Annotated in this window: 25 protein-coding genes and 1 pseudogene; 17 read left to right on the top strand and 9 right to left on the bottom strand. The window is 68.9% G+C overall.

The window, feature by feature from the left end; all coding sequences use genetic code 11:
* Positions 1-2 precede the first annotated feature (2 nt).
* From A5773_RS05025 to A5773_RS05045, 5 genes are all read left to right on the top strand, one after another.
* Complete coding sequence (locus A5773_RS05025) at positions 3-575, top strand: HIT domain-containing protein (protein WP_066950050.1); 573 nt, start codon at positions 3-5, stop codon at positions 573-575.
* A 66-nt stretch (positions 576-641) separates the two neighbouring features.
* Positions 642-1,274 (top strand): phosphatidylinositol phosphate synthase, encoded by a 633-nt coding sequence (gene pgsA, locus A5773_RS05030; RefSeq protein WP_066950047.1) that lies wholly within the window; start codon positions 642-644, stop codon positions 1,272-1,274.
* An 8-nt stretch (positions 1,275-1,282) separates the two neighbouring features.
* A complete protein-coding gene (locus A5773_RS05035) occupies positions 1,283-2,212 on the top strand; it encodes a phosphatidylinositol mannoside acyltransferase (RefSeq protein ID WP_066950578.1) in 930 nt (309 codons plus the stop codon).
* Positions 2,212-3,336 carry a glycosyltransferase family 4 protein gene (locus A5773_RS05040; RefSeq protein ID WP_066950045.1) on the top strand — a complete coding sequence of 375 codons (1,125 nt, stop codon included), beginning with the start codon at positions 2,212-2,214 and terminating at the stop codon, positions 3,334-3,336. The genes A5773_RS05035 and A5773_RS05040 overlap by 1 nt, the downstream gene beginning before the upstream one ends.
* The gene (locus tag A5773_RS05045; RefSeq protein ID WP_067789777.1) at positions 3,336-4,361 is read left to right on the top strand and encodes an NUDIX hydrolase; all 1,026 of its coding nucleotides are present in this window, start codon (positions 3,336-3,338) and stop codon (positions 4,359-4,361) included. The genes A5773_RS05040 and A5773_RS05045 overlap by 1 nt, the downstream gene beginning before the upstream one ends.
* 5 nt (positions 4,362-4,366) lie before the next feature.
* Here A5773_RS05045 and A5773_RS05050 read toward each other — a convergent pair whose 3' ends face one another.
* The gene (locus A5773_RS05050) at positions 4,367-5,566 is read right to left on the bottom strand and encodes a PE-PPE domain-containing protein (protein WP_067789780.1); all 1,200 of its coding nucleotides are present in this window, start codon (positions 5,564-5,566) and stop codon (positions 4,367-4,369) included.
* Between the two features lie 12 nt (positions 5,567-5,578).
* Positions 5,579-6,655 (bottom strand): PPE family protein, encoded by a 1,077-nt coding sequence (locus A5773_RS05055; protein ID WP_082948093.1) that lies wholly within the window; start codon positions 6,653-6,655, stop codon positions 5,579-5,581.
* Positions 6,656-6,939: 284 nt separating this feature from the next.
* Here A5773_RS05055 and pdxS point away from each other — a divergent pair, with 284 nt between their 5' ends.
* The 4 genes from pdxS (at position 6,940) to A5773_RS05080 (ending at position 10,197) form a co-directional block, all read left to right on the top strand.
* A complete protein-coding gene (gene pdxS / locus A5773_RS05065) occupies positions 6,940-7,788 on the top strand; it encodes a pyridoxal 5'-phosphate synthase lyase subunit PdxS (protein ID WP_231989162.1) in 849 nt (282 codons plus the stop codon).
* 9 nt (positions 7,789-7,797) lie between these two features.
* Positions 7,798-8,634: an acyl-CoA thioesterase II gene (gene tesB / locus A5773_RS05070; RefSeq protein ID WP_066950025.1), complete on the top strand. Its 837-nt coding sequence runs from the start codon at positions 7,798-7,800 to the stop codon at positions 8,632-8,634.
* Positions 8,631-9,227 carry a pyridoxal 5'-phosphate synthase glutaminase subunit PdxT gene (gene pdxT, locus A5773_RS05075; protein WP_066950022.1) on the top strand — a complete coding sequence of 199 codons (597 nt, stop codon included), beginning with the start codon at positions 8,631-8,633 and terminating at the stop codon, positions 9,225-9,227. The genes tesB and pdxT overlap by 4 nt, the downstream gene beginning before the upstream one ends.
* Positions 9,228-9,441: 214 nt before the next feature.
* On the top strand, positions 9,442-10,197 hold the full coding sequence (locus A5773_RS05080; RefSeq protein WP_067205682.1) for a YebC/PmpR family DNA-binding transcriptional regulator: 756 nt from the start codon (positions 9,442-9,444) through the stop codon (positions 10,195-10,197).
* A 6-nt stretch (positions 10,198-10,203) separates the two neighbouring features.
* Here A5773_RS05080 and A5773_RS05085 read toward each other — a convergent pair whose 3' ends face one another.
* Genes A5773_RS05085 through A5773_RS05105 form a run of 5 tightly spaced genes read right to left on the bottom strand, consistent with a single transcriptional unit; the run spans position 10,204 to position 13,831 of the window.
* Positions 10,204-11,790, bottom strand: a complete 1,587-nt coding sequence (locus A5773_RS05085; RefSeq protein ID WP_067262168.1) for a polyamine aminopropyltransferase — start codon at positions 11,788-11,790, stop codon at positions 10,204-10,206.
* Positions 11,787-12,242, bottom strand: coding sequence for a DUF350 domain-containing protein (locus A5773_RS05090; RefSeq protein WP_066950014.1), 456 nt, complete (start codon positions 12,240-12,242; stop codon positions 11,787-11,789). The genes A5773_RS05085 and A5773_RS05090 overlap by 4 nt, the downstream gene beginning before the upstream one ends.
* 27 nt (positions 12,243-12,269) lie before the next feature.
* Complete coding sequence (locus A5773_RS05095; protein ID WP_066950575.1) at positions 12,270-12,701, bottom strand: DUF4247 domain-containing protein; 432 nt, start codon at positions 12,699-12,701, stop codon at positions 12,270-12,272.
* Positions 12,698-13,210, bottom strand: coding sequence for a DUF2617 family protein (locus A5773_RS05100; RefSeq protein ID WP_066950010.1), 513 nt, complete (start codon positions 13,208-13,210; stop codon positions 12,698-12,700). The genes A5773_RS05095 and A5773_RS05100 overlap by 4 nt, the downstream gene beginning before the upstream one ends.
* 9 nt (positions 13,211-13,219) lie before the next feature.
* Positions 13,220-13,831, bottom strand: a complete 612-nt coding sequence (locus A5773_RS05105; protein ID WP_066950007.1) for a DUF4178 domain-containing protein — start codon at positions 13,829-13,831, stop codon at positions 13,220-13,222.
* A 182-nt stretch (positions 13,832-14,013) separates the two neighbouring features.
* On the opposite strand from A5773_RS05105, the gene ruvC reads away from it, so the two are divergent.
* From ruvC to A5773_RS05135, 6 genes are all read left to right on the top strand, one after another.
* Positions 14,014-14,568, top strand: a complete 555-nt coding sequence (gene ruvC / locus A5773_RS05110; protein ID WP_066950004.1) for a crossover junction endodeoxyribonuclease RuvC — start codon at positions 14,014-14,016, stop codon at positions 14,566-14,568.
* The gene (ruvA, locus tag A5773_RS05115; RefSeq protein WP_067789786.1) at positions 14,565-15,164 is read left to right on the top strand and encodes a Holliday junction branch migration protein RuvA; all 600 of its coding nucleotides are present in this window, start codon (positions 14,565-14,567) and stop codon (positions 15,162-15,164) included. The genes ruvC and ruvA overlap by 4 nt, the downstream gene beginning before the upstream one ends.
* Before the next feature lie 73 nt (positions 15,165-15,237).
* Complete coding sequence (ruvB, locus tag A5773_RS05120) at positions 15,238-16,284, top strand: Holliday junction branch migration DNA helicase RuvB (protein WP_067262165.1); 1,047 nt, start codon at positions 15,238-15,240, stop codon at positions 16,282-16,284.
* A 251-nt stretch (positions 16,285-16,535) separates the two neighbouring features.
* Positions 16,536-17,216, top strand: coding sequence for a hypothetical protein (locus A5773_RS05125; RefSeq protein ID WP_066949994.1), 681 nt, complete (start codon positions 16,536-16,538; stop codon positions 17,214-17,216).
* A gap of 138 nt (positions 17,217-17,354) precedes the next feature.
* Complete coding sequence (locus A5773_RS05130) at positions 17,355-17,741, top strand: DUF1304 domain-containing protein (protein WP_067789789.1); 387 nt, start codon at positions 17,355-17,357, stop codon at positions 17,739-17,741.
* Positions 17,742-17,869: 128 nt separating this feature from the next.
* Positions 17,870-18,556 (top strand): hypothetical protein, encoded by a 687-nt coding sequence (locus A5773_RS05135; RefSeq protein WP_067789791.1) that lies wholly within the window; start codon positions 17,870-17,872, stop codon positions 18,554-18,556.
* A gap of 63 nt (positions 18,557-18,619) precedes the next feature.
* Here the strand turns inward: A5773_RS05135 and car are convergent, their stop codons facing one another.
* Together car and gabT are read right to left on the bottom strand one after the other, a co-directional pair.
* Positions 18,620-22,153, bottom strand: coding sequence for a carboxylic acid reductase (gene car / locus A5773_RS05140; protein WP_067789793.1), 3,534 nt, complete (start codon positions 22,151-22,153; stop codon positions 18,620-18,622).
* A 160-nt stretch (positions 22,154-22,313) separates the two neighbouring features.
* Positions 22,314-23,654: a 4-aminobutyrate--2-oxoglutarate transaminase gene (gene gabT / locus A5773_RS05145; RefSeq protein ID WP_066949982.1), complete on the bottom strand. Its 1,341-nt coding sequence runs from the start codon at positions 23,652-23,654 to the stop codon at positions 22,314-22,316.
* A 205-nt stretch (positions 23,655-23,859) separates the two neighbouring features.
* On the opposite strand from gabT, the gene yajC reads away from it, so the two are divergent.
* Complete coding sequence (yajC, locus tag A5773_RS05150) at positions 23,860-24,201, top strand: preprotein translocase subunit YajC (RefSeq protein WP_066949979.1); 342 nt, start codon at positions 23,860-23,862, stop codon at positions 24,199-24,201.
* A gap of 115 nt (positions 24,202-24,316) precedes the next feature.
* Positions 24,317-24,561 (top strand): annotated as a pseudogene (locus A5773_RS05155) (protein translocase subunit SecD); the annotation flags it as partial.

Consider the following 24,561-nt stretch of genomic DNA (forward strand, 5'->3'; position numbering starts at 1 on the left):
CAGTGACCGAAGAGGAGCACGCCGACGACACCATCCTGGACACGGGCGTCGGCGAAAGTGACCACCTGCAACGTCTCTGGACGCCGTACCGGATGAACTATCTGGCCGAGGCGCCGATGAAGCGCGACCCCAACTCCGCGGGCAAGACCGAGCAGCCGTTCACCGACATCCCGCGACTGTCCGACGAGGAAGGCCTGGTGGTCGCCCGCGGCGAGCTCGTCTACGCCGTCCTCAACCTCTACCCGTACAACCCCGGGCACCTGATGGTGGTGCCGTACCGGCGAGTGTCCGAGCTCGAGGACCTCACCGAGGACGAGAGCGCGGAGTTGATGGCCTTCATACAGAAGGCAATTCGCGTCATCAAGAACGTTTCGCGGCCGCACGGCTTCAACGTCGGGCTGAACCTGGGGACCTCGGCGGGCGGTTCACTGGCCGAACACCTGCACGTGCACGTCGTGCCGCGCTGGGGCGGCGACGCGAACTTCATCACCATCATCGGCGGCTCGAAGGTGATCCCGCAGTTGCTGCGCGAAACCCGGCGGTTGCTGGCCACGGAGTGGACAAAGCAGCCATGAGGCTCGGGCGCACATGAGTCGCGGCGGCGACGATGCAGAGCGTAGCGATGAGGAGGAGCGGCGCGCATGAGTAAGGTGCCGTTCCTGTCGCGGGCGGCGTTCGCGCGGCTCACCACTCCGACCGCCAGGGCGTGTCTGCGGCTGGGTTTGACCCCCGACGCGGTCACCATCTTGGGCACAGCCGGATCTGTGGCGGGTGCGCTCACGCTCTTCCCGATGGGCAAGCTGTTCGTCGGTGGCTGCGTGGTCTGGTTTTTCGTGCTGTTCGACATGCTCGATGGGGCGATGGCCCGGGAGCGCGGGGGCGGCACCCGCTTCGGCGCCGTGCTGGACGCCACGTGCGACCGGGTCAGCGACGGCGCGGTGTTCTGCGGACTGCTCTGGTGGATCGCCTTCGGCCTGCACGACAAGCTGCTGACGGTGGCGACGTTGATCTGCCTCGTCACGTCGCAGGTCATCTCTTACATCAAGGCGCGGGCCGAAGCCAGCGGACTGCGCGGCGACGGTGGCATCATCGAGCGGCCGGAAAGGTTGATCATCGTGCTGGTAGGTGCGGGCGTGTCCGACTTCCCCTTCGTCGCCTGGCCACCCGCCTTGGCGGTGGCGATGTGGCTGCTGGCGGCGGCCAGCGTGGTCACCTGCGTACAGCGGTTGCGCACCGTGTGGACCTCGCCGGGCGCGACGGAGCGTATGCCGTGATCCCGGGCATGGGTTTGATCGCCACCCCCCGCCGCCTGGCATCCGGCACCGCGAGCGACTGGGGGTACGCCGCCGGCTGGATGGCCGTGCGCGCGATGCCGGAATTCGCCGCGCGCACCGCTTTCGGGGCGGGCGCCCGCTATGCGGCCCGCGGCGGCGGCCCGGACCAACTGCGCAAGAACCTGGCCCGCGTCATCGGCGTGCCGCCCGCCGAGGTGCCCGACGCGCTGATGCGGGCCTCGCTGGCCTCCTACGCCCGCTACTGGCGTGAGGCGTTTCGCCTGCCGGGGATGGATCTTCGCGCGGTCGCCCGCCAACTCGACGAGACATTCAAGGGGGCAGACAACCTGGACGCGGCGCTGGCGAAGGGCCGCGGGGCGGTCTGCGCGTTGCCGCACAGCGGCAACTGGGACATGGCCGGGGTGTGGCTGGCGCAGACGCGCGGCACCTTCACTACCGTCGCCGAGCGGCTCAAACCCGAATCGCTGTATCGGCGTTTCATCGACTACCGGGAAAGCCTCGGCTTCGAGGTGCTGCCGCTGTCCGGCGGCGACCGGCCGCCCTTCGAGGTGCTGTGTGACCGGCTGCGCGACAACCGGGTGGTCTGCCTGATGGCCGAACGTGACCTCACCCGCTCCGGCGTCGAGGTCGAGTTCTTTGGTGAACCCACCCGGATGCCGGCCGGGCCGGCGAAGCTGGCGATCGAGACCGGGGCGGCGCTGCTGCCCTCGCATTGCTGGTTCGCCGACGACGGTTCGCGGGTCTGGATCCAGCCGCCGCTGGACTGCAGCAGCGGCGACGTGCAGGCCATCACCCAGGCGCTGGCCGACCGGTTCGCCGAGAACATCGCCGCCCACCCCGAGGACTGGCACATGCTGCAACCCCAGTGGCTGGCCGACCTGTCGGACGCCAAACGGGCGCGGCTCAGGGAGACCTGATGCGGATCGGGATGGTCTGCCCATACTCGTTCGACGTGCCGGGCGGGGTGCAGTCGCACGTCCTGCAGCTGGCCGAGGTGATGCGCAGGCGCGGCCACGACGTCAGCGTCCTCGCTCCGGCTTCGCCGCACGCGGCCCTGCCCGACTACGTCGTCTCCGCCGGCAAGGCCGTCCCCATTCCCTACAACGGCTCGGTGGCCCGGCTGCGGTTCGGCCCGGCGACGCACCGCAAGGTCAAGAAGTGGCTTGCCGAAGGCGATTTCGACGTCCTTCACCTGCACGAGCCGAACGCGCCGAGCTTGTCGATGCTGGCCCTCAACATCGCCGCGGGGCCGATCGTTGCGACGTTTCACACCTCAACCACCAAGTCGCTGACGCTGACGGTGTTTCAGGGCATCCTGCGCCCGATGCACGAGAAGATCGTCGGCCGGATCGCCGTATCCGACCTGGCCCGCCGCTGGCAGATGGAGGCGCTCGGCACCGACGCGGTCGAGATCCCCAACGGGGTAGACGTCGACTCGTTCGCCTCGGCGCCGCCGCTGGACGGCTACCCGCGGCCGGGCAAGACGGTACTGTTCCTGGGCCGCTACGACGAGCCGCGCAAGGGCATGTCGGTCCTGCTCGACGCCCTGCCCGGGGTGGTCCAGCGCTTGCCGGATGTGCAGCTGCTCATCGTCGGCCGCGGCGACGAGGACGAATTGCGCGGCCAGGCAGGCGAATTGGTGAAGCATATTCGCTTTCTGGGTCAGGTCGACGACGCCGGGAAGGCCTCGGCGATGCGCAGCGCCGACGTGTACTGCGCGCCGCACCTCGGCGGCGAGAGCTTCGGCATCGTCCTCGTCGAGGCGATGGCCGCCGGCACCGCGGTGGTCGCCAGCGACCTCGACGCCTTCCGGCGCGTGTTGTGTGACGGCGAAGTCGGGTGCCTGGTGCCAGTCGGCGACGGCGTAGCGCTCGCGGATGCCCTTGTCTCGGTGCTAGAAAACGATGTGCTGCGCGAACGCTACGTGGCGGCCGGTTCGGCCGCGGTCCAGCGCTACGACTGGTCGGTGGTGGCCAGCCAGATCACACGCGTATACGAGACGGTCGCCGCGGCCGGCGCCAAGGTCAAGGTGGCGAGCTGATGACGTGGCTGATCGTTCCCATCGCGATACTGGTGGGGCTCCTGGCGATATTGGGTGCCTGGGCGTATCAGACGGCCAACCGGCTGGACCGGCTGCACGTCCGCTACGACCTGTCGTGGCAGGCGCTCGACGGTGCGCTGGCGCGGCGCGCGGTCGTCGCGCGTGCGGTCGCCATCGACGCCTACGGCGGTGCCTCCGAGGGCAGGCGGCTGGCCGCGCTGGCCGACGCCGCCGAGGCCGCGCCGCGGCAGGCGCGTGAGTCGTGCGAGAACGAGCTTTCGGCCGCGCTGGCGATCGTCGATCCGGCGTCGCTGCCGGCCGGGCTGATCGCCGAGCTGGCCGACGCGGAGGCCAGGGTGGTGCTGGCCCGCCGCTTCCACAACGACGCCGTGCGGGACACCCTGGCACTGCGCGAACGATTCCTGGTGCGGACGCTCCGTCTCGGCGGAACCGCCGCGCTGCCCAGCTATTTCGAGATCGTCGAGCGGCCGCACGCGCTGGCCCACGGAGACCACGGGGTGCTCAGCCACCGCACGTCCGCGCGCGTGGTGCTGCTCGACGAGACCGGCGCGGTGCTGCTGCTGCGCGGTTCGGATCCGGCGATCGCCCGCGATCACGCGCCGAGGTGGTGGATCACCGTGGGCGGCGAGGTGCGCAAGGGGGAGCGGCTGGCCGAGGCGGCCGCCCGGGAGTTGGCCGAAGAGACCGGGTTACGAGTGGCGCCGGCGGAGATGATCGGCCCCGTGTGGCGGCGTGACGAGGTGTTCGAGTTCAACGGCGCCTTGATCGACAGCGAAGAGTTCTACTTCGTACACCGCACCCACCGCTTCGAGCCGTCCGCTGCGGACCGAACGGACTTGGAACGCAGCTACATCCACGGCCACCGCTGGTGTGATTCCGCTGAGATCGCCCGACTGGGCGCGGCCGGTGAGACGGTGTACCCGATGCAGCTGTCCGAACTGCTCACCGACGCGGCCGCGCTGGCCGGCGCCGCCGCGCCGGGCCCGCTGCAATCGATCCGCTGACGCGGTCAGAACCCGCTCGGTAGACCGTTGGAGACCAACGGCGGCAATCCCGCAAACAGCGGGTTCCCAATTCCGGACGCGACGCCTGGGCCGAGATACCCCGCAATGCTCACCGGACCCGGGAAGAGCCCGGGCGCATAGCCCAGGTCGACGATCGGCTTGAGGAACGGTTGCAGCAAGTCCGCCAACGGATTTCCGATGATGGGCAGGAACATGCGCAGCGGATCGAGCAGCGGCAATTGTGTGGTGGGCATGAAATAGAAGGTCAGGTTGCCGATCTGCTCGTGCAGGGCGCTGGCGACTTGTGCCGCGGAGAGGAAGGGGACCGTGTGGTGCAGATCCAGGAACCCGAAAAGGGCGTTGAGGTCCGACGGGAGCCACAAGGGATGCAGCGGGAAGTCGGCAATCGCGTCGTATTGCAGCGTGAAAATGGAGGTCGCGTAGGACGTCGTCAGCGGGGTGGCGAAGTGAAACGCACCGAAGCCCGGAATGAAGTGCGTCAAGATGCCGCCCATCGGATTGTTCGGGTCGGCGAGCAACACGAAGTTCAGCAGGTCCTGACTCGGCCGTAGGGCGGCCGGCAGAGCCTGAAGGTAGCGCATTTCCATGCTGGCAATGGTCGCGCTCTGCGAGTAACCAACGACGACAACGTGATTGCCGGCGGCGGTCTGCGTCAGGATTGCACTGTTCAGCGTTGCCACACCCTGGTAGACCGACTTGCCGAAGGTTTCGCTGCCGAGCCCGGTGATCGGCCAAAACTGTTCAGGCGTACGCAAACTCACCAGGGTGTACCCGGAGTAATTCTGGGCGAGATACGCCTGTTCGATGGACGTCATGTACCTGAGGTCCGGCGACGGGTTGCCGGTGCCGCCCATGATCAGCGCGATCTTGTCCGACCCCGTCGACGACTGCATGGCGGCCGCGTTCGTGGCCTCTGTTTCGGCGTACGCGGTCTTTGCCGTGATCAGGGTCTCCACGAACTGGTTGTGAAACAGTTCCGCCTGCGCGCTGAGCGCCTGGTACTGCTGGGCACGCGTGTCCAGCATCGCCGCCACGCGCACCGACACCGAATCCGTAGCCGGCGGTAGCACTCCCGTCGTGGGGGCGGCCACGGCCGCGTTCGTCGCCTCCATGGACGAGCCGATCGCTTGCAGCTCGTCGGCGGCCGCCGCCAGGGCGTCGGGGTCGGTGATCACGAACGACATCGCCGCTCCTGACTAACTCGGCACCGCGCGCGGTGTCAGGCCTTCGCGCGTTCCGGCGATCGAATGTGTGGCCGTGGCCGTCCCCCGCCCGGGGATGCCCGTGGAGGGCAGGTGCGGCGTGGTGGGCAGGCTCGCCGAAATGGGGCTGACCGGGGCACTGGGTGCCACCGTGGCCGCGGGAGTCGGGGCCGCCGCCGGGGGCGCGCCGGCCCAGCTCGCCGGGACGGACAGCGCCCCAATCGAACCGGCCCGGCCCGTACCGGCCGAGACCACGCGCCCGGCGAGCTGCGCGGTCATGGGGCCGCCGGTGCCGGGGCTGACCGTCGACGCCACGACCGGATCCATCGCGGGGACGCTGCCCGCGCCGCTCAGCAACGGATTGGTGCCGGACATCAGCTGGCCCACCATCATGTTCATGGGCTCCATCGCTAACTGGGCGGGCGTCGAGAGCATCTGCAGCTGCGACATCGGGTTCATCAGCTGCTGGGTCAGCGTCTGGGTCAGGGCCTGAAAAAGCTGCTCCCCGAACGAGGTGAAGGTCGGGGTGGGCAGGCTCGTCAGGGTGAGGGGTGGGTTGCTGAACGGGGTCCACGTCGCCTCGGCCGCCCGGGTACTGGCGTCGTAGGCGGTCATCGCCGTCACGTCCTGGGCCCACATCTCGGCGTACTGGGCTTCGGTCGCCGCGATAGCCGCGGTGTTCTGGCCCAGGAGGTTGGTCGCGATGAGCGATGCCAGCAGCGCCCGGTTGGCCGCAACCACCTCCGGGGGCACCGTCGCGGTGAACGCCGCCTCGAACGCGGCTGCCGACAACCGGGTTTGGTTGGCCACCGACTCTGCCTGCGCCGACGTCGCGGTCATCCACTGCACGTACGGTGCGGCGGCCGTCGCCATCGTCATCGACGCGGGACCCTGCCATGCCCCACCCGTCAGGGTCGACACCGTCGACTGGAAGGAACTTGCCGCGGAGCCCAACTGGGCGGCCAACGCGTCCCACGCCGCCGCCGCTGCCCACATCGAACCCGAGCGCGGTCCCGCATACATCCGCGCGGAGTTGATCTCCGGCGGCAAGAGCACGAAATCCGGCAACATCCTGACCCCTCCTCAGCCAGGTCGGCGGCCGCCATCCCCGGTGCGAGGCGGCCCGCTATTCGTCGTGTTCGAATCCGCGATGTGAGCAAACTAACCATGAAGTGTGTAGCAAGGGGTCGATTTACGGGCCTAGGGCCAATCGGCCCCTTTTGTGGGTCCACAGTGGGAAAACTCGTCTCCCGCCCCCACTAGACTGGGGTGACAACGGTTGAAGGAGATCAGCAGTGGATACCGCCGCGTCACCCAACGGCAGCGGAACCGGCACCGCGCGCGTCAAGCGCGGCATGGCCGAGATGCTCAAGGGCGGCGTCATCATGGACGTCGTCACCCCGGAGCAGGCCCGCATCGCGGAGGGCGCCGGCGCCGTCGCGGTGATGGCGCTGGAGCGGGTGCCCGCCGACATCCGCGCCCAGGGCGGCGTGTCGCGGATGAGCGACCCCGACATGATCGAGGGCATCATCGCTGCGGTGACGATCCCGGTGATGGCCAAGGCGCGCATCGGGCACTTCGTCGAGGCCCAGATCCTGCAGAGCCTCGGCGTCGACTACGTCGACGAGTCCGAGGTGCTGACCCCCGCGGACTACACCCACCACATCGACAAGTGGAAGTTCACCGTGCCGTTCGTGTGCGGGGCCACTAATCTGGGCGAGGCCCTGCGCCGCATCAGCGAGGGCGCGGCGATGATCCGGTCCAAGGGCGAGGCCGGTACCGGCGACGTCTCCAACGCGACCACGCACATGCGGGCGATCGGTGGCGAGATCAGGCGGCTGATGTCGATGTCGGACGACGAATTGTTCGTCGCCGCAAAGGAGTTGCGGGCGCCCTACGACCTGGTCGTCGAGGTGGCCCGGGCCGGCAAGCTGCCGGTCACCCTGTTCACCGCGGGCGGCATCGCCACGCCGGCCGACGCGGCGATGATGATGCAGCTCGGAGCCGAGGGCGTGTTCGTCGGCTCGGGGATCTTCAAGTCGGGGGATCCCGCGCAGCGCGCCGCCGCCATCGTCAAGGCCACCACGTTCTACGACGACCCGGACGTGTTGGCCAAGGTGTCGCGCGGGCTGGGCGAGGCCATGGTGGGGATCAACGTCGAGCAGATCGCGCAGCCCCACCGGCTTGCCGAACGCGGCTGGTAAAAACAGTCCGTGGCGATCGAAGAGATCCTTGATCTCGAGCAACTCGAGGTCAACATCTACCGCGGTCGGGTGTTCAGCCCGGAGTCGGGATATTTCCAGCGCACGTTCGGTGGCCACGTGGCCGGGCAGTCACTGGTGTCGGCGGTGCGCACGGTCGACCCGCGCTACCAGGTGCACTCGCTGCACGGTTACTTCCTGCGACCCGGGGACGCCAACGAGCCCACGGTCTTCATCGTCGAGCGCACCCGCGACGGCGGCTCGTTTGCCACCCGGCGCGTCAATGCCATTCAGCACGGCGAAATCATCTTCAGCATGGGGGCGTCCTTCCAGACCGACCAGGAGGGCATCCACCACCAGGACGTCATGCCGGCGGCGCCGCCGCCAGACGGGCTGCCCGGTCTGGACTCGATCAAGGTGTTCGACGACGCCGGCTTCAAGCAGTTCGAGGAGTGGGACGTCTGCATCGTGCCGCGCGAGCGCTTGCAGCTGTCGCCCGGCAAGGCATCCCAGCAGCAGGTGTGGTTTCGCCACCGCGACCCGCTGCCGGACGACCCGGTGCTGCACATCTGCGCGCTGGCCTACATGAGCGACCTCACGCTCCTGGGGTCGGCGCAGGTCAACCACCTCGATGTCCGCCAGCATCTGCAGGTCGCGTCGCTGGATCACGCGATGTGGTTCATGCGGGCGTTCCGGGCCGACGAGTGGCTGCTCTACGACCAGTCCTCGCCGTCGGCCAGCGGCGGTCGCTCGCTGTGCCAGGGCAAGATCTTCACCCAGTCCGGCGAGATGGTGGCGGCGGTCATGCAGGAGGGGCTGACCCGCTTCCAGCGCGGATTCCAGCCGTGAGCCGTCCCCTGATCGGGGTGCTGGCGCTGCAGGGCGATACCCGCGAGCACCTGGCGGCGCTGCGCGAAGCCGGGGCCGAGTCGATGCCGGTGCGGCGCCGCGCGGAGCTGGAGAAGGTCGACGGTCTGGTGATTCCCGGTGGCGAATCCACCACCATGAGCCACCTGCTGCTCGACCTCGACCTGTTGGAGCCGCTACGCGGGCTGCTGGCCGACGGGCTGCCGGCCTATGGCGCGTGCGCCGGGATGATCCTGCTGGCCAGCGAAATCCTCGACGCCGGCGCGGGCGGCCGGGAGGCGCTGCCGCTGCGTGCGATCGATATGACCGTGCGACGCAACGCCTTTGGGCGGCAGGTCGACTCGTTCGAGGGCGACATACCGTTCGCCGGTTTGGACGGTCCGGTGCGCGCGGTGTTCATCCGCGCCCCCTGGGTGGAGCGCGCCGGCGCCGACGTGCAGGCGCTGGCCGAAGCGTCCGGGCACACGGTCGCGGTGCGGCAAGGCGCGAAGCTGGCGACGGCGTTTCACCCCGAGATGACCGGCGACCGGCGCGTCCACCAGCTCTTCGTGGACATTGTCAACGGCAACGCCTGACGCACCGGTCACATCCGCACCAGTTTTCGGGTGGTGCTGCGATCCCGGAAATTGATAGCGCGCGCGATATCAATTTCGGGAAGGCGCATATCCCTGGGTCCTTGTGACTGCTGAGGCGGTTGGGCCGCTAGGGGAGCGGCTGGGCGATCGCCGCCACCCGCCCACGTAGACTCGTCTGGCGAAACTTCGAAGACAGAAGAGGTAAGAGACACCAATGAGCGGCCATTCCAAGTGGGCCACCACCAAGCATCAGAAGGCCGTCAAAGACGCGCGCCGCGGCAAGGAGTTCGCCCGGCTCATCAAGAACATCGAGGTCGCCGCGCGGACCGGCGGTGGGGACCCGGCGGGCAATCCGACGCTCTACGACGCCATCCAGAAGGCGAAGAAGACCTCGGTGCCCAACGACAACATCGAGCGTGCCCGCAAGCGCGGCGCCGGCGAGGAAGCCGGCGGCGCCGACTACCAGACGATCATGTACGAGGGCTACGGGCCCAACGGCGTGGCGGTGCTGATCGAATGCCTGACCGACAACCGCAACCGCGCCGCCGGCGAGGTCCGGGTGGCGGTGACCCGCAACGGCGGCACCATGGCCGATCCGGGCTCGGTCTCGTATCTGTTCACCCGCAAGGGGGTCGTCACGCTGGAGAAGAACGGGCTCACTGAAGACGACGTGCTGACGGCGGTTCTCGACGCCGGCGCCGAGGACGTCAACGACCTCGGTGAGAGCTTCGAGATCATCTCGGAGCCAACCGATCTGGTCGCGGTGCGCACCGCGTTGCAGGACGCCGGTATCGACTACGAGTCCGCCGAGGCCAGCTTCCAGCCTTCGGTCAGCGTGCCGGTGGACGTCGACGGCGCCCGGAAGGTGTTCAAGCTCGTCGACGCCCTCGAGGACAGCGACGATGTGCAGAACGTCTGGACCAACGTCGATCTGTCGGACGAGGTGCTGGCCGCTCTCGACGAGGAGTAACCGCCTCTAGTCGTAGCCGTGCCGCATGTCCTCGACGATGCGTGGATTGTCCAGCGTCGAGGGCTCGAGCGGGCGGGGGCGGGTGTCGTCGGGGAACACCGTGGCGGCGTCCAGGACGTGCTGGTTCAGGAAACGCAGCGGGGGTGCGTTGGGCGGCACGGTGGGCGTGGGCGCGCCGCCCCCACGGCGGGCCAGCGCGAAACCCCAGTCACCGAACGTCGGCACATAGACGTGGTAGGGCGTCACCGCGTAGCCGGCCGCGCGGATGGACGAGGCGGTGCGCCAGAATGCGGTCTGCGTCGAGAACGGGCTGCCCGCCTGCACGACCATCAGGCCATCTTCGGCGAGCGCGTGCCCGACGAGTCCGTAGAACTCGGTCGAATACAGCCGCCCCAGGACCGGGGTGTCGGGGTCGGGCAGGTCGACGATGACCGCGTCGAAGCCCCCGGGCGGGACGACGTCCGGGTGCGGCGAGCGCAACCAGCGCATCGCGTCGTCGATCACCACCTTGACCCGCGGGCTGTCCAGCGAGCCGCCGTTGGCCCTGCGCATCGTGGTGCGCGCCAACTGAATCACCGCGGCGTCGAGCTCCACCTGCACGATCCTCGTGATGCCCGGCTGACGCAGTAACTCGCGGGCCACCAGCCCGTCGCCGCCCCCGAGGACGAGGACCGATCGCGCACTCGCCCCGAGCGCGGGATAGACCAGGCTTTCGGTGTAGCGGTACTCGTCCCGGGTGGAGAATTGCAGGCCCCCGTCGAGGTAAAGGCGCATGTCGTTACCGCGCTGGGTGACCACGATCTCCTGGTAGGCCGAGTGTTGATAGGCGATGATCGGGTCGGCGTAGAGGCGCTGCCTGCTCGTGGTTTCGATGTCGGCCGACCGCGCCAGCAGTGTGACCAGGAGGGCGAGCGCTGCGGCGAGCGCGCACAGCGCCGTCGCCAGTTGGCGGGCCGAAACCGCCCGGCGCAGCACGAAGATCGCCACGACGGCCGCCGCCAGGAGATTGACGATGCCGGTGGCCGCCGCGCCGCGGATCATGCCCAGGTGGGGCAAGAGCAGGAACGGCCACACCAGCCCGCCCAGCAGCGCGCCGAGGTAGTCGGCGGCGTTGAGGTTGGCCAGCGTCCGGCCGGTGTCGGGCGCCTCGCCACTGCGACCGCGCTGCAGCATCGTCATCAGCAGCGGCACCTCGGCGCCGACCAGCCCACCGATCAGGGCGGTGCCCACCGCCAGCATCCACATCGATTCGTCGTCGATGAAGGCGAACACCGTGTACAGGGCCGCCGCGGACAACCCGCCGACGATGCTCAGCAGCACCTCCACCGCGATGAACGCGATCGCCGCGTGCGCCAGCAGCGGCTTGACCACCAGGGCCCCCACCCCGAGCGCGGCGATGTAGCCCGCGACGATCAGTGACGTGGCGACGATGCCGCCGCCGTTGAGGCTCGCCGCCAGGGTGAGCAGCGCGAGTTCGTAGACGATGCCGGACGCCGCACATGCCGCAACGGCGGCCAGCAGCACGGCGCGCCAGCGCACCGAGGGCTCCGCGGGCCGGCTCACCTCTGGCACCGGCAGATCAACGGAGGTCATGACACCGCAGCGGCCGTGACCCCTCCCACGGCGAGCAATATCAGCGCCACCGCGAACGATCCCGGATGCAGCTCCGGCTCGTCGATGTGCTCGTGGAAACTTCCCGGTATCAGCAGGTGCATCGTGAGCAGCGCTATGCCCAGCAGGATCACGCCCATCAGCCCGTACACCGCCACACCGACGAGCCCCTGACCCAGCTGGCTATAGCTGTTCGCGATGGCGGTGATGATGACCACGGTCAGGGCGATGTACATCGCGCCCGCGACCATGACGGCGTTGGGGCGGCGGTCGATGAACACCAGCCGGCGCAGATTGCCCGGGGTCAACACGTCGACCGCGTAGAACCCGATAAGCAGCACTGCCATGCCGACCAGGAAGTACAGGATGGTTGCGACTGCGCCCTTCAGGACGGGATTGAGATCGACGGTGCCGATCTCGACGGCGAGGTACATGGTTTTCTCCTTTGTGGTGGTGAGCCGTCACTTGGTTCCGCCGGGGCCGCCGGGCGTACCCCCGGCGCCGCCCGAGGGTGAGCCGGGGCTGAATCCGGGGCCCAGGAAGATGAAAGCGCCGTGGCTGTATCCGGCGTTCAGGCCTTCCAGGCGGATGCTGCACGGGCGATTGCCGTCGGGGCCGACGATCACGATGTTGCTGCTGTAGCGCAGGTACTCGCTGTCGCCGTTGGCGGCCCGCGCCTCGGGGGCCTGATACTCGGCGAGCGCGTCGGCCACGTCGTCGGGAGGCCCGCTGCATTCGTAGCGCTTCCCGTTCGCGTCGTGGGAGTACTCGTGATAGTGGCTCGCGATGTAGGAAGCAATGTTCTTCTGCGACAGAATGATTCCGGGCACCAGGCAGGCGACGGCCGCGACGGCCAGCGCACCGGCGATCACGAACAGGCGATTGCGGCTCACGGGTGCCACCGGCTCACCGTGTGCACCACGTCGCCGCCCGAGCCAAAAGGGCTGCGCGGGTAGAGGTGCCAGGTCTGCCAATACCAGCCGGCGCCGTCGGGTTCGGCGGCCAGCGCGGTCAGCGCGGCGTCGTCGCCGGGGAAAGTGCCACCGAGCCAGCCCTTTTCCCGCGCGCACCGGTCACGAAGGTCGCGCGCCATCCGGCGGAAGGCCGCCTCGTCGTAGGAGTCGGTGCGGGATTGCAGGGAGTAGCCGGGCGCGGCCGTGTGCTCCGGCAGGTCGACGCCGAGGCCGCGTGCCGTGCAGGAGACCTCCTCGGAGAACCGGCCCGCGCCGTGCTCGACGGTGACGACGTGCGATGCGCCCAGGACCCCCAGCCGCAGGGCGCCGCCGCCGGGGTGGTGCAGAAGGCAGGTCGCCAGCGGCGGCGGTGCGGGCGCGTTGAGCGCGAGGCCGAGCTTTTGGCCGGAGACGTCCGAAGGGGCCACGACGAGTTGATGAAGGGGCACCGACGCGCCCTAGGGGGAGGAGGGCGGGGGTGCCGGATACACGGTCAGCTCGCCCGTGAGCACGGGCTTGCCGGTCGAAACCTCCCACGGCATGCCCGGCGCCCAGCGCTCGAACGAGAGCAGCGCGGACTCGTCGGAGTTGGCGCAGTCGACGAACTCCATCTCGCCGCCCGCCGGCAGGCCCGTGGTGCCCTCGGTCGTGAACGAGGCGCGACCGCGTTCGGACTCGTGAAACGTCACCCCGTCGACGACGTAAGAGTCACCCGGCTGCAGTTGGATGTCCTTGCGGCTGACCCACATCGCCAGCTCGAGGCGCCCGTCGTCCTCTTCGACGCTGAACCAGATCGGCTGGTCGCCGCCCTCCAGCAGATGCTCCCACCACACGAACGGGCCCTCGCGATACGTCACCGATCCGCGGACCACGTAGTCGACGCCGCCGTAGCTGACGATCGCGCCGGGGCCGAGTTGGCGGGGGCCGAATTCCGGCATCGCGTTGAACGAGAGGGGATCCTGGCGTCCGCGCGGCGGGGCCGGTTGCTTGGGGCGCCGCAAAGCGATGACCAACACCACGATTGACGCGATGAACAGCACGATCGCGATAATGACCAGCAGTGATCCCACGCAAACCCTTCCGTTGCCACATTGCTTGAGCGAACGTGGGGTAAAAGCTAACAGCTTTTGCGTTGGTTCGGCGCTGTAACGTCCCGAGCCGGGAATCGGCGGCGCCGCCGCGTGTCCTCCGCGGAGCCGTCGCCCCCGGCCGCTAGGGTATCGAACAGCTGTTCTACAGGTGGGAGCGGGCAATGCGCGTGATGGGCGTCGACCCCGGACTGACCCGATGCGGACTTTCGGTGGTGGAAAGTGGGAGCGGGCGCAGCGTGGTCGCGCTCGACGTCGACGTGGTTCGGACCCCGTCTGATGCGCCGCTGGCCCACAGGCTGTTGGCCATCAGCGATGCCGTCGAGCACTGGCTGGCCACCCATCAGCCGGATGTGGTGGCCATCGAGCGGGTGTTCTCCCAGCTGAACGTCTCGACGGTGATGGGCACCGCGCAGGCCGGCGGGGTCGTCGCGCTGGCGGCCGCCAAGCGCGGCATCGACGTGCACTTTCACACCCCGAGCGAGGTGAAGGCCGCGGTGACGGGCAACGGCGCCGCCGACAAGGCTCAGGTCACCGCGATGGTCACCAAAATCCTTGCGCTGCAAGCCAAACCGACCCCGGCCGACGCCGCCGACGCGCTGGCGCTGGCGATCTGTCACTGCTGGCGGGCGCCGATGATGGCCCGGATGGCCGCGGCCGAGGCGCTGGCCGAGCAGCAGCGGCACAAGTATCTGGCCAAGCTCAAGGCCGCGCGATGATCGCGTCGGTGCGCGGCGAGGTGCTCGAGGTGGCGCTCGACCATGCGGTGATCGAGGCCGCCGGCGTCGGCTACCGGGTGAACGCGACACCGTCGACGTTGGCGACCCTGCGCACCGGGACCGAGGCCCGGCTGATCACCGCGATGGTGGTCCGCGAGGACTCGATGACGCTGTACGGGTTTCCAGACTCCGACACCCGCGACCTCTTCCTCACGCTGCTGACGGTGTCGGGCGTGGGGCCACGGTTGGCCATGGCGACGCTGGCGGTTCACGACGCCGCGGCGCTGCGGCAGGTGCTGCACGACAGCGACGTCACCGCGCTGACCCGGGTGCCCGGAATCGGCAAACGCGGCGCCGAGCGGATGGTGCTCGAGCTGCGGGACAAGGTCGGCGCCGTCACCGCGGGCGCACCGGGCGGTGCATTCGTGGTGAACGGGCACGCGGTCCGGGGCCCGGTGGTGGAGGCCCTGGTCGGTCTGGGCTTCGCCGTCAAGCAGGCCGAAGAGGCCACCGACAAGGTGCTGGCCACCGAGCAGGACGCGACGACGTCCGGCGCCCTGCGGGCCGCCCTGTCGCTGCTGGGTAAGTCGCGATGACCCGCGCCGGCGGCGATGCAGAGCGAAGCGATGAGGTGGGGGCACCACCCGCTTGCGGGGGAGAGCGGCGCAAATGACCGACGACTACGCCGACCGCGAGCTCTCGCCGGCGCTGTCCGTCGGGGAGGGTGACATCGACGTCAGCCTGCGGCCGCGTTCGCTGCAAGAGTTCATCGGCCAGCCGCGGGTGCGCGAACAGCTCCAACTGGTGATCGAGGGAGCCAAGAACCGCGGCGGCACGCCTGATCACATCCTGCTGTCGGGTCCGCCCGGGCTCGGCAAGACGTCCCTGGCCATGATCATCGCGGCCGAACTCGGGACGTCGTTGCGGGTGACGTCGGGCCCCGCGCTGGAACGCGCCGGCGACCTCGCCGCCATGCTGTCCAACCTGGTCGAGCACGACGTGCTGTTCATCGACGAGATCCACCGCATCGCCCGGCCCGCGGAGGAAATGTTGTACCTGGCCATGGAGGACTTCCGGGTCGACGTGGTGGTGGGTAAGGGTCCCGGGGCGACGTCGATCCCCCTGGACGTGGCGCCCTTCACCCTGGTCGGCGCGACCACTCGCTCCGGCGCGCTGACCGGACCGCTGCGCGACCGGTTCGGTTTCACCGCACACATGGACTTTTACGAACCCGCCGAGCTGGAGCGGGTGCTGGCCCGCTCCGCCGGCATTCTGGGCATCGAGCTGGGCGCCGAGGCGGCCGAGGAGATCGCCCGGCGCTCGCGCGGCACGCCGCGCATCGCCAACCGGCTGCTGCGCCGGGTCCGGGACTTCGCCGAGGTCCGCGCCGACGGGGTGATCACCCGTGACGTGGCCAAGTCCGCGCTGGCGGTCTACGACGTCGACGAACTCGGCCTGGACCGGTTGGACCGGGCGGTGCTCTCGGCGCTGACCCGCAGTTTCGGCGGCGGGCCGGTCGGGGTTTCGACGCTGGCGGTGGCGGTCGGCGAGGAGGCGACCACCGTCGAGGAGGTGTGCGAGCCGTTCCTGGTTCGCGCCGGAATGGTGGCCCGCACCCCCCGGGGCCGGGTGGCCACCGCTCAGGCGTGGACTCACCTGGGCATGAGCCCACCGGCGGGCGCGGCCGGTTTGGGCCAACCCGGTCTGTTCGACTAGGGGCGTAGGCGGGCGAAGCGGGCCGCCACCGTCGGCGGCCCGGCCGATTGCGGCCAAATCGTGACCTTTCGGCCGGACGGTGCGCGCACGCGCGCCGGCGGGATCCGGCCTGCTCAGAGGGCCGCCACCGGCGCGGCGGGCATCTGGGTGAAGGTTCGCAGCAAACCACATGCGCGGCCCGCAGCAGGTTATACGTGGGCGCCGTCGGGTAACCAAGCTCACAACAGCAATACCTGTTGAAGGAGATTCTAATGAGGACCACGCGCTACGACTATGAACGCCCTCGCGCGCTGTACATGCCGCGCACCCGCGGCGCGCTGACCGGCCTGCTCCTGATTCTGTTGGGCGCCTGGGGCGCATTGGTGCCGTTTTTCGGGCCCAACATCGATTGGGCGTACATGTCCGACCCGGCCTGGACGTGGACGACGACCAAGGGCTGGCTCGAGGTGCTTCCCGGGGCCGCTACGGCACTGGGCGGCCTGCTCGTGCTGTTGTCCGGTAACCGGGCTAGCGCTGTGTTCGGCGGCTGGCTGGCGGTCGCCGGCGGTGCGTGGTTCGTGGTGGGCCGCGCGTTCGCGTCGACGCTGGGCATCGGGGGCCTCGGTCAACCGGTGGCGTCCACGGACCTGAAGCGAGCCCTGCTCGAGATCACCTACTTCACCGGTCTGGGCGCCTTGATCGTGTTCCTGGGCGGGGCGGCCGTCGCGCGCCTGGCCGTTCGGCACGCACGCGATGTCGTGGTGCGGGAACCGGCGCCGGTGGCGGGCGACGCCGTACCGGCGGGTGAGCCCGGCATGTACGACGAGACTCGCGGCGTGACGGCGGCTCGGGCGGACGCAACGGCAGCCGAGCCGGAGCCGCGCGGGCGTGGCCTGTTCGGCCGGCGCGCGGGCGGCGGCCTGTTCCACCGCCACCACCACGCCGGCGTGTAGGCGGTAACCGCCAACTCGGGAGGCGCCGGTAGCCGATTGGCTACCGGCGCCCTTTCGCGTCACGGCACTCCGCCACCCGCAGGTCGGTAGAGTCACCGGCGCCGGGGACATGCGGGCCTCGACGAGCGAGGAGGAGCGATGATCGCCGCCGGGTTGGTATTCGCCGCATTGGCGGCGTTATTGCACGTGTACATCTTCGTGATGGAATCGTTGACCTGGACCTCGCCGCGCACCCGTGCCACGTTCGGCACCACGGCCGAGGAAGCCGAGACCACCAAGCTGCTGGCCTTCAACCAGGGCTTCTACAACTTGTTCCTGGCGGTGGTCAGCGGCCTGGGCATTGCCGCGATCATGTTGCGGCACAACGCAGTTGGCGCGGCGCTGATTTTCGCCGGCGTCGGTTCGATGGCGGCGGCCGCCGTGGTGCTGCTCTTGTCCGCGCCGGAGAAGGCGCGCGCCGCGGTGACGCAGGGTGCCTTCCCGGTGATCGCGATCGTGCTGCTGCTGCTCGGACTTCAGCAGTAACAGCAGCCTCACCAGCCCCAATCGTCACCGGGAGCGGTGGTGTTCACGTGCCCGATGGGTTACGACTGGAAACCGCCGGGTACCCATCTCCGGCCGGAAATAGGCCCGGTATTCAACGAGGGGAAATCATGAAATACGCAGAAGACGGCCAAACCCGCGGGCTGAGCATGCCGCGTTCGCGTGGCGCGGTCAGCGGATTGCTCCTGGTCATCTTGGGAGCTTGGGGGGCGTTAATACCGTTTGTCGGACCGCGCTTCAATTTCGCCTACTCACCCGACCGGGAGTGGGCGTGGAGTTCGGCTCGTGGGTGGCTCGAGGTCCTGCCGGGAGCCGCGACCGTGCTGGGCGGTCTGTTGTTGATCATCGCCGGAAATCGGGTGGCGGCCATGCTGGGCGGATGGCTGGCGGTGCTGTCCGGCGCCTGGTTCATCGTCGGTGGTCAGCTCGCGCCGCTGCTGGGAATCGGCTCCGCCGGTGACCCCGTCGCCGCCACCGAGCGCAAGCGTGCGGTGCTCGAAGTCAGCTATTTCTCCGGACTGGGTGCGCTGATCGTCTTCGTCGGCGGTGTGGTGCTCGCCCGCACGGCCGTGCGGCTGGCGCGGGACGTCCAGCCCGTAGCGCCGGCGACAGCCGTGTGGGCGCCTGGCGTCGAGCCTTACCGCGACTCGGCGTACGAGCCCGCCGAGGTGTCCTCGGGCGCGTTGACCAAGCCGCGTACGGCTGCCGACCCGGAGCCGAAGCGGGGGTGGCGTCGCCATCGCCCGGCGTCGGGCGCCAACGCCGCGTACCTGCGCTGGCCACACCCACAGCAGTAACCGGTTCAGCTAGAAACAGCGATCGCCCAGTCCGTCACGGACTGGGCGATCGCTGTCTTGTGCTTACAGCAGTCCGAGCAGCTGCAGGTCCGTGATGTACTTGACGATGATCGGCGCCGAGACATGTGGAATGTCTTTGTCGGGGCCGATTTTCGCCTCCTGCACCGCGGCGCGGAAGCGGTCGGTCGGGGCCATCGATCCGTTGATCGGCTGCTCGGGCCGCTGGTAGTTGTGCAGCAGTGGTAGCAGCGAATACTGGCGTTGCCGCTCGGGCAGGCCCCGCATCGTCTGATCGAACCGCCGCAGCCATTCGCCGTAGTCGGCGATCCGCTGGATCCCATAGCCGGCGTCGATCAGCCAGTCGACGTACTCGTCGAGGCCGATGCCGTCGTCGTACGGGTTCATCACGTGGTACGTCTGGAAGCCGTCCCCGGTGTCCAGCACCTGCGTCCCCAGCGTCGAGATCGCCGCGGCGATGAACTCGACCGGCAGGCCGTCGTAGTGCGAACGCTGACGGTTGCCCTCGGCGTCCAGCTCGTAGAACGAACCGGGTGCGACACCGGTGGCGACCAGGCTCAGCATCAGCCGGGTGAACATGTCCGGCAGGTTGAGCTGGCCGGCGTAGGTGGTGTCGGCCAGGATCATGTCGCACCGGAAGACCGCGACGGGCAGGCCACACAGGTCGTGTGCCTCGCGCAGCAGCACCTCGCCGGCCCACTTGCTGTTGCCGTAGCCGTTGGCGTAGTTGTCGTTGATCGCGCGGGTCGCGCTGATCTGCCGGACGTCGGCATCCTCGACGAACTCGCCCGGCTTGATCTGGTCACCGACGCCGATCGTCGACACGTAGGTGTACGGCTTCAGCTTGGTGGTGAGCGCGATCCGGATCAGTTCGGCGGTGCCGAGCGCGTTGGGGCCGAACAGCTCGCTGTAGGGCAGGACGTGGTTGACCAGAGCGGCCGGGTCGACGATCAGGTCGACGGTGTCGGCCAGCCGCTGCCAGGTCTGCTGCTCCAGACCGAGGTTGGCCTCGCCCTTGTCACCGGCGATCACTTCGAGGTGGTCGGCGGCCAGCTCCTGATAGTGCGCCACCAACGCTGGGTCGCTGTGCGCGGAGCCCACGCCGAAGGTCTTGTCCAGCCGGGCGCGCGCCTCGTCGTCGGATTTGGCGCGCACCAAGGCGATGACCTTGCCGTCGACCATGTCCATCCGCTCGAGCCACTCCAGGGCCAGGTAGCGGCCCAGGAAGCCGGTCGCGCCGGTCAGCAACACCGTCCGCACCTCGGTGGTGGGCTTGGGCAGGCTGGGCGCGGCGGCCAGCGTCTCGGCCTCGAGGAACTTGTCCAGGGTGAGGTCGCCGGCGTGCACCGTGGTCGCTTGATCTTTGGGGCGACCGTGCACCGCGGCGAAGGTGGGCCGCTTGGTGCCCTGGCGCTCGCCCTCGATGTAGTTGGCGATGGCCTGCAGGTCGCTGGCCGGGCTGACGATGACGCCCACCGGGACGTCGATGTCGAAGATCTCGCGCAGCAGGTTGCCGAACGTCAACGCCGACAACGAGTCTCCGCCCAGATCGGTGAAGTGCGCGTCGGGGGTCAGCTCGGTGCTCGCCGTGCCCAGCATCGCGGCCGCTGCCCGGCTCACCGTCTGCAGCACCGGCGCGCTCGCGCCGTTGCGGCGCAATTCGGCGAGCTCGTTGGCCTGCCCCTCGGCGAGCTCGGCGTAGAGCTGCTCGAGCCGCTCGCCGTAGTGCTGCTTCAGCTTCGGCCACGCCAGCTTGCGGATCCCGGTCAGCAGACCGTTCTCCAGGCTGAACGGTGTGGTCTCGATGATGAAGTCGCGCGGCACCTCGTAGGACTGCAGGCCCACCTGACGGGCGACGTTCTGGAGCGAGTCGGCGATCTTCGGCTTGAGCGTCTCGAGGTCGCCCGAGGCCAGCGCCTCCTCGGTGGGCACCACGACGGCGAGCAGGTAGGGCTGGGCGCTGTTGCCGTAGACGTAGATCTGGCGCACCAGCGGGCTGTTGCCGAACTCGGCCTCCAGCTTGGCCAGGGTGACGAACTCGCCCTGCGCCAGCTTGAGCACGTTGTTGCGGCGGTCGACGTACACCAGCTTGTCGGGCGCGATCTCGGCGAACACGTCGCCGGTCCGGTAGTAGCCGTCCTCGTCGAACACGTTGGCGGTGGTCTCGGCCCGCTTGTAGTAGCCCGGGAACATGTTCTCGGTGCGCAGCAACAGCTCACCACGCGGGTGCGGCCGGTCGGTGCTGAAGTAGCCCAGGTCCGGCACGTCGACGAGCTTGTAGTCGATCACCGGCGGCCGCTGGATCTCGCCGTCGAACAGCACCATCCCGGCCTCGGTCGAGCCGTAGCCGTCCATCAGGTGCATCTCGAGCAGGGACTCGACCCAGGCGCGCAGCTCCGGCGAGGTCGGGGCCGAGCCCGTCATCGCGAAGATGAACCGCCCGCCCAGCAGATACTGGCGCTGCTCGGCCAGCACCTGAGCCGCCACAGCCTCGCGGTCGCCGCCCTCGGACAGCCGCCGCTCCACCTGGCGCTGGAATTCGCCGAACAGGGTCTCCCAGATGCGCGGCACGAAGTTCAGCTCGGTCGGCCGCACCAGCTCGAGGTCCTCCAGCAGCGTGGAGAGGTCGCTCTTGGCGGCGAAGTAGGCGGTGCCGCCGTTGCCCAGCGTGCCGTACAGGATGCCGCGGCCCATGACGTGGCTCATCGGCATGAAGTTGAGGGTGATCGACGCGGCGCTTTCGCCGAACCAGTTCCTGCTGCCCCGGCGCCAGATCTTGGCGACGTTGCTCTGTGGGTACATCGCGCCCTTGGGTGCGCCGGTGCTGCCGGAGGTGTAGATCAGCAGGGCCAGCGGGTCGGATTCCTCGCTGGCGGGGATGACCGTTTCCGGCAGCGCCTTGCCGCGGTCGAGCGCCTCGGCCAGGGTCTCCACCAGCACGTCGGCCTCTGCCAGCCGCGTGCGCGCGGTTTCCACGGCCTCGCGCTCGTCGTCGACCTCGGGGTGGTAGTCGAACGCCACCAGCTTGGCGGGCCGGTGGCCGCTCAGGATCAACTCCACGGCCTCGGGCAGCTGATTCACGCTCGCCGCTATCACGGTGGGCTCGGTCTCGGTCACGATCGGCTGCAGCGACGTAAGCGACGCGCTGGTCTGCAGCGGCACCGACACCGCGCTGATCACGGCGAGCGCCATGTCGATGGTGGCGTAGTCGACGCTGTTGAAGCCCAACACACAGACCCGGTCACCGACGTGTACCTCGTCGTTGGCCCAGGCGCGGCCGAGCGCTTCGACGCGGTCGGCCAGCTGGCCGTACGTGATGGTTTCGTAGCGGGGGATCAGCTCCAGCCTGGTGCGTCCGGTCGCCGCGTCCTCGACATACTCCACCGCGCGGTGCGCGAGGGCCGGCCGGTCCGCATACCCCTTGAGCACGGTGCGGATGACCTGCGGGAGTGGCATCCCGGGCTTCTCGACGGCGGCCTCGACGGCCGGGTCGGGACGCGCGGCGGCGAACTGCGGGTCGTTGGCGGTCAGGTCCTCGATGCGGCGCTCGAGCCGCTCGTCGCGATTGATGGTCGACATAAACAAATTCCCTTGCAATGAAAGATAGTGAGTCGTTTTCGCGCCGATGCGCTGACGTTTAGAACGTTAGCTAAAGTAACGGTATTCCACCATGGGCGCGCCGCCGCGGTCGTTGTGAGATTGCCCACGCGAGCCGATGAGTCCCCGGGTCTTACCGGTCTTACAGGTCGCCCAGGAGCCGGCCGAGGATGTCGAGCCCCTCGTTGAGCAGCTCGTCGCTGATCGGCAGCGGCGGCAGCAGCCGGATGATGTTGCCGAACATGCCGCAGGTCAACACGACGACCCCGGCGGCGTGGGCCGCGGTGGACAATTTCTGAGTCAGCTCCGCGTCGGGTTCCGAGGTCCCTGACTTCACCAACTCGATGGCGATCATGGCGCCGCGGCCACGCACATCGCCGATCCGGTCATCGCCGGCCTGCAGACGCAACAACGGTTCGGTGATCAGCCGTTCCAATTGCTGAGCGCGCTCGATCAACCCGTCACTTTCGATCGTGGTGATGGTGGCCAGTGCTGCCGCGCAAGCGATCGGGTTACCGCCGAAGGTGCCGCCCAAACCGCCGACGTGCGATGCGTCCATGATCGGCGCGCGGCCGGTGACCGCCGACAGCGGCAGCCCGTCGGCAATGCCCTTGGCGGTGCAGATCAGGTCGGGTTCTATGCCCTCGTGCTCGCAGGCGAACATCGCGCCGGTGCGCGCGAAGCCGGTCTGCACCTCGTCGGCGATGAACACCACGTCGTTGCTGCGGCACCAGTCGAGCAGGGCGGGCAGGAACCCTTCGGCGGGCACGATGAATCCGCCCTCGCCCGCGATCGGTTCGATGATCACGGCGGCGAGGCTGTCGGCACCGACCTGACTCTCGATCACGTCGATCGCCCGCGCGGCGGCCTTCTCCCCGTCGGTGGCCAGCTCCTTATCGGTCAGGCCGTCCCGGTAGGGGTAGGACATCGGGGCGCGGTAGACCTCCGGCGCGAACGGGCCGAAGCCGCTCTTGTAGGGCTTGGACTTGGCGGTCAGCGCCATCGCCAGGTTGGTGCGGCCGTGATAGGCGTGGTTGAACGCCACGACAGCGGGCTTGCGCGTGTAGGTGCGTGCGACCTTGACGGCGTTCTCGACCGCCTCGGCGCCGGAGTTGAACAACACCGAACGCTTCTCGCCGGAGCCCGGCGTGATCCGGTTGAGCTCCTCGGCGACGGCGATGTACTGCTCGTACGGCGCGACCATGAAACAGGTGTGAGTGAACTCCGCGACCTGCGCGCGCACGGCCTCCACCACCCGGGGTGCGGAATTGCCGATGGTGGTCACCGCGATGCCCGACGCCAGGTCGATGAGCCGGTTGCCGTCGACGTCCTCGATGATGCCGCCGGAGGCGCGCGCGACGAACACCGGCAGCGAGACGTTGACCCCATGGGACACCGCCGCGGCGCGCCGTTTGGTCAGTTCCAGCGAAGCGGGACCGGGGATTTCGGTGACCAGCTGGCGAGTCTGCTCGAGGCCGGCCACGATCTTCTCCTCACCGCGGCGCGCCTGTCACGTCGCCACTAAAGCCTATCCGGCGCGGCGGCGTCGGGCCTCCCGCGCACCGCGGCGGTCGGGAGCGACCTGCGGCAATGGCACACTGGCCGGTACGAGGTGCGCGGCCCGCGGGTCGTTCCGGCACCCGGCGACAAGAAGTGCCTTAAATGCCACTACGAAAGACAGGCCCGTCATGGAGAGTTTGATCCTGTTCCTGCCCTTCCTGCTCATCATGGGTGGGTTCATGTACTTCGCGTCGCGCCGCCAGAAGCGCGCGATGCAGGCCACCATCGACCTGCACGAGTCACTGCAGCCGGGGGACCGCGTGCACACGACGTCCGGTCTGCAGGCGACGGTCGTCGCGTTCACGGAGGACACCGTGGATCTGGAGATCGCCCCCGGCGTGGTGACCACGTGGATGAAGCTGGCCATCCGCGACCGGATCCTGCCCGACGACGATGAAGACCTGGCCGACGGTGACGACGCCGACGACTTGGCAGAATCCGACGAGGGCCGGGTTATCAAGGATTCCTGACGGAAGATCCGTCCGCCGCGGCGGACCGCTTGCGCAACGGGCGCGTGCGCGGCACTAGGCTCTGTTGCGGGCTCTGTCCGGGGTAAGAACCGCTACTCGAGGAGATAGAAGGAACGTGGCATCGTCTTCGGCGCCGGTGCACCCTGCCCGCTACCTGTCGGTTTTCTTGTTGCTGCTCGTCGGCGTCTACCTGTTGGTCTTTCTGACCGGGGACAAGCGCGCCGCCCCCAAGCTCGGCATCGACCTGCAGGGCGGTACCCGCGTCACGTTGACCGCGCGCACCCCGGACGGGTCGCGCCCGAGCCGCGATGCGCTGGCACAGGCGCAGCAGATCATCAGTGCGCGCGTCAACGGGCTTGG

The organism is Mycobacterium sp. 852014-52450_SCH5900713, from assembly GCF_001667075.1.
Lineage (GTDB): Bacteria > Actinomycetota > Actinomycetes > Mycobacteriales > Mycobacteriaceae > Mycobacterium.

What these genes read in the sequence shown, in the direction of transcription:
- pgsA (WP_066950047.1), top strand. Translation starts at nt 642, where the DNA reads ATGAGTAAGGTGCCGTTCCTGTCGCGGGCGGCGTTCGCGCGGCTCACC.
- A5773_RS05035 (WP_066950578.1), top strand. Translation starts at nt 1,283, where the DNA reads ATGGGTTTGATCGCCACCCCCCGCCGCCTGGCATCCGGCACCGCGAGC.
- A5773_RS05040 (WP_066950045.1), top strand. Translation starts at nt 2,212, where the DNA reads ATGCGGATCGGGATGGTCTGCCCATACTCGTTCGACGTGCCGGGCGGG.
- A5773_RS05045 (WP_067789777.1), top strand. Translation starts at nt 3,336, where the DNA reads ATGACGTGGCTGATCGTTCCCATCGCGATACTGGTGGGGCTCCTGGCG.
- A5773_RS05050 (WP_067789780.1), bottom strand. Translation starts at nt 5,566, where the DNA reads ATGTCGTTCGTGATCACCGACCCCGACGCCCTGGCGGCGGCCGCCGAC.
- A5773_RS05055 (WP_082948093.1), bottom strand. Translation starts at nt 6,655, where the DNA reads ATGTTGCCGGATTTCGTGCTCTTGCCGCCGGAGATCAACTCCGCGCGG.
- pdxS (WP_231989162.1), top strand. Translation starts at nt 6,940, where the DNA reads ATGGCCGAGATGCTCAAGGGCGGCGTCATCATGGACGTCGTCACCCCG.
- A5773_RS05080 (WP_067205682.1), top strand. Translation starts at nt 9,442, where the DNA reads ATGAGCGGCCATTCCAAGTGGGCCACCACCAAGCATCAGAAGGCCGTC.
- A5773_RS05085 (WP_067262168.1), bottom strand. Translation starts at nt 11,790, where the DNA reads ATGACCTCCGTTGATCTGCCGGTGCCAGAGGTGAGCCGGCCCGCGGAG.
- A5773_RS05090 (WP_066950014.1), bottom strand. Translation starts at nt 12,242, where the DNA reads ATGTACCTCGCCGTCGAGATCGGCACCGTCGATCTCAATCCCGTCCTG.
- ruvC (WP_066950004.1), top strand. Translation starts at nt 14,014, where the DNA reads ATGCGCGTGATGGGCGTCGACCCCGGACTGACCCGATGCGGACTTTCG.
- ruvA (WP_067789786.1), top strand. Translation starts at nt 14,565, where the DNA reads ATGATCGCGTCGGTGCGCGGCGAGGTGCTCGAGGTGGCGCTCGACCAT.
- ruvB (WP_067262165.1), top strand. Translation starts at nt 15,238, where the DNA reads ATGACCGACGACTACGCCGACCGCGAGCTCTCGCCGGCGCTGTCCGTC.
- A5773_RS05125 (WP_066949994.1), top strand. Translation starts at nt 16,536, where the DNA reads ATGAGGACCACGCGCTACGACTATGAACGCCCTCGCGCGCTGTACATG.
- A5773_RS05130 (WP_067789789.1), top strand. Translation starts at nt 17,355, where the DNA reads ATGATCGCCGCCGGGTTGGTATTCGCCGCATTGGCGGCGTTATTGCAC.
- A5773_RS05135 (WP_067789791.1), top strand. Translation starts at nt 17,870, where the DNA reads ATGAAATACGCAGAAGACGGCCAAACCCGCGGGCTGAGCATGCCGCGT.
- car (WP_067789793.1), bottom strand. Translation starts at nt 22,153, where the DNA reads ATGTCGACCATCAATCGCGACGAGCGGCTCGAGCGCCGCATCGAGGAC.
- yajC (WP_066949979.1), top strand. Translation starts at nt 23,860, where the DNA reads ATGGAGAGTTTGATCCTGTTCCTGCCCTTCCTGCTCATCATGGGTGGG.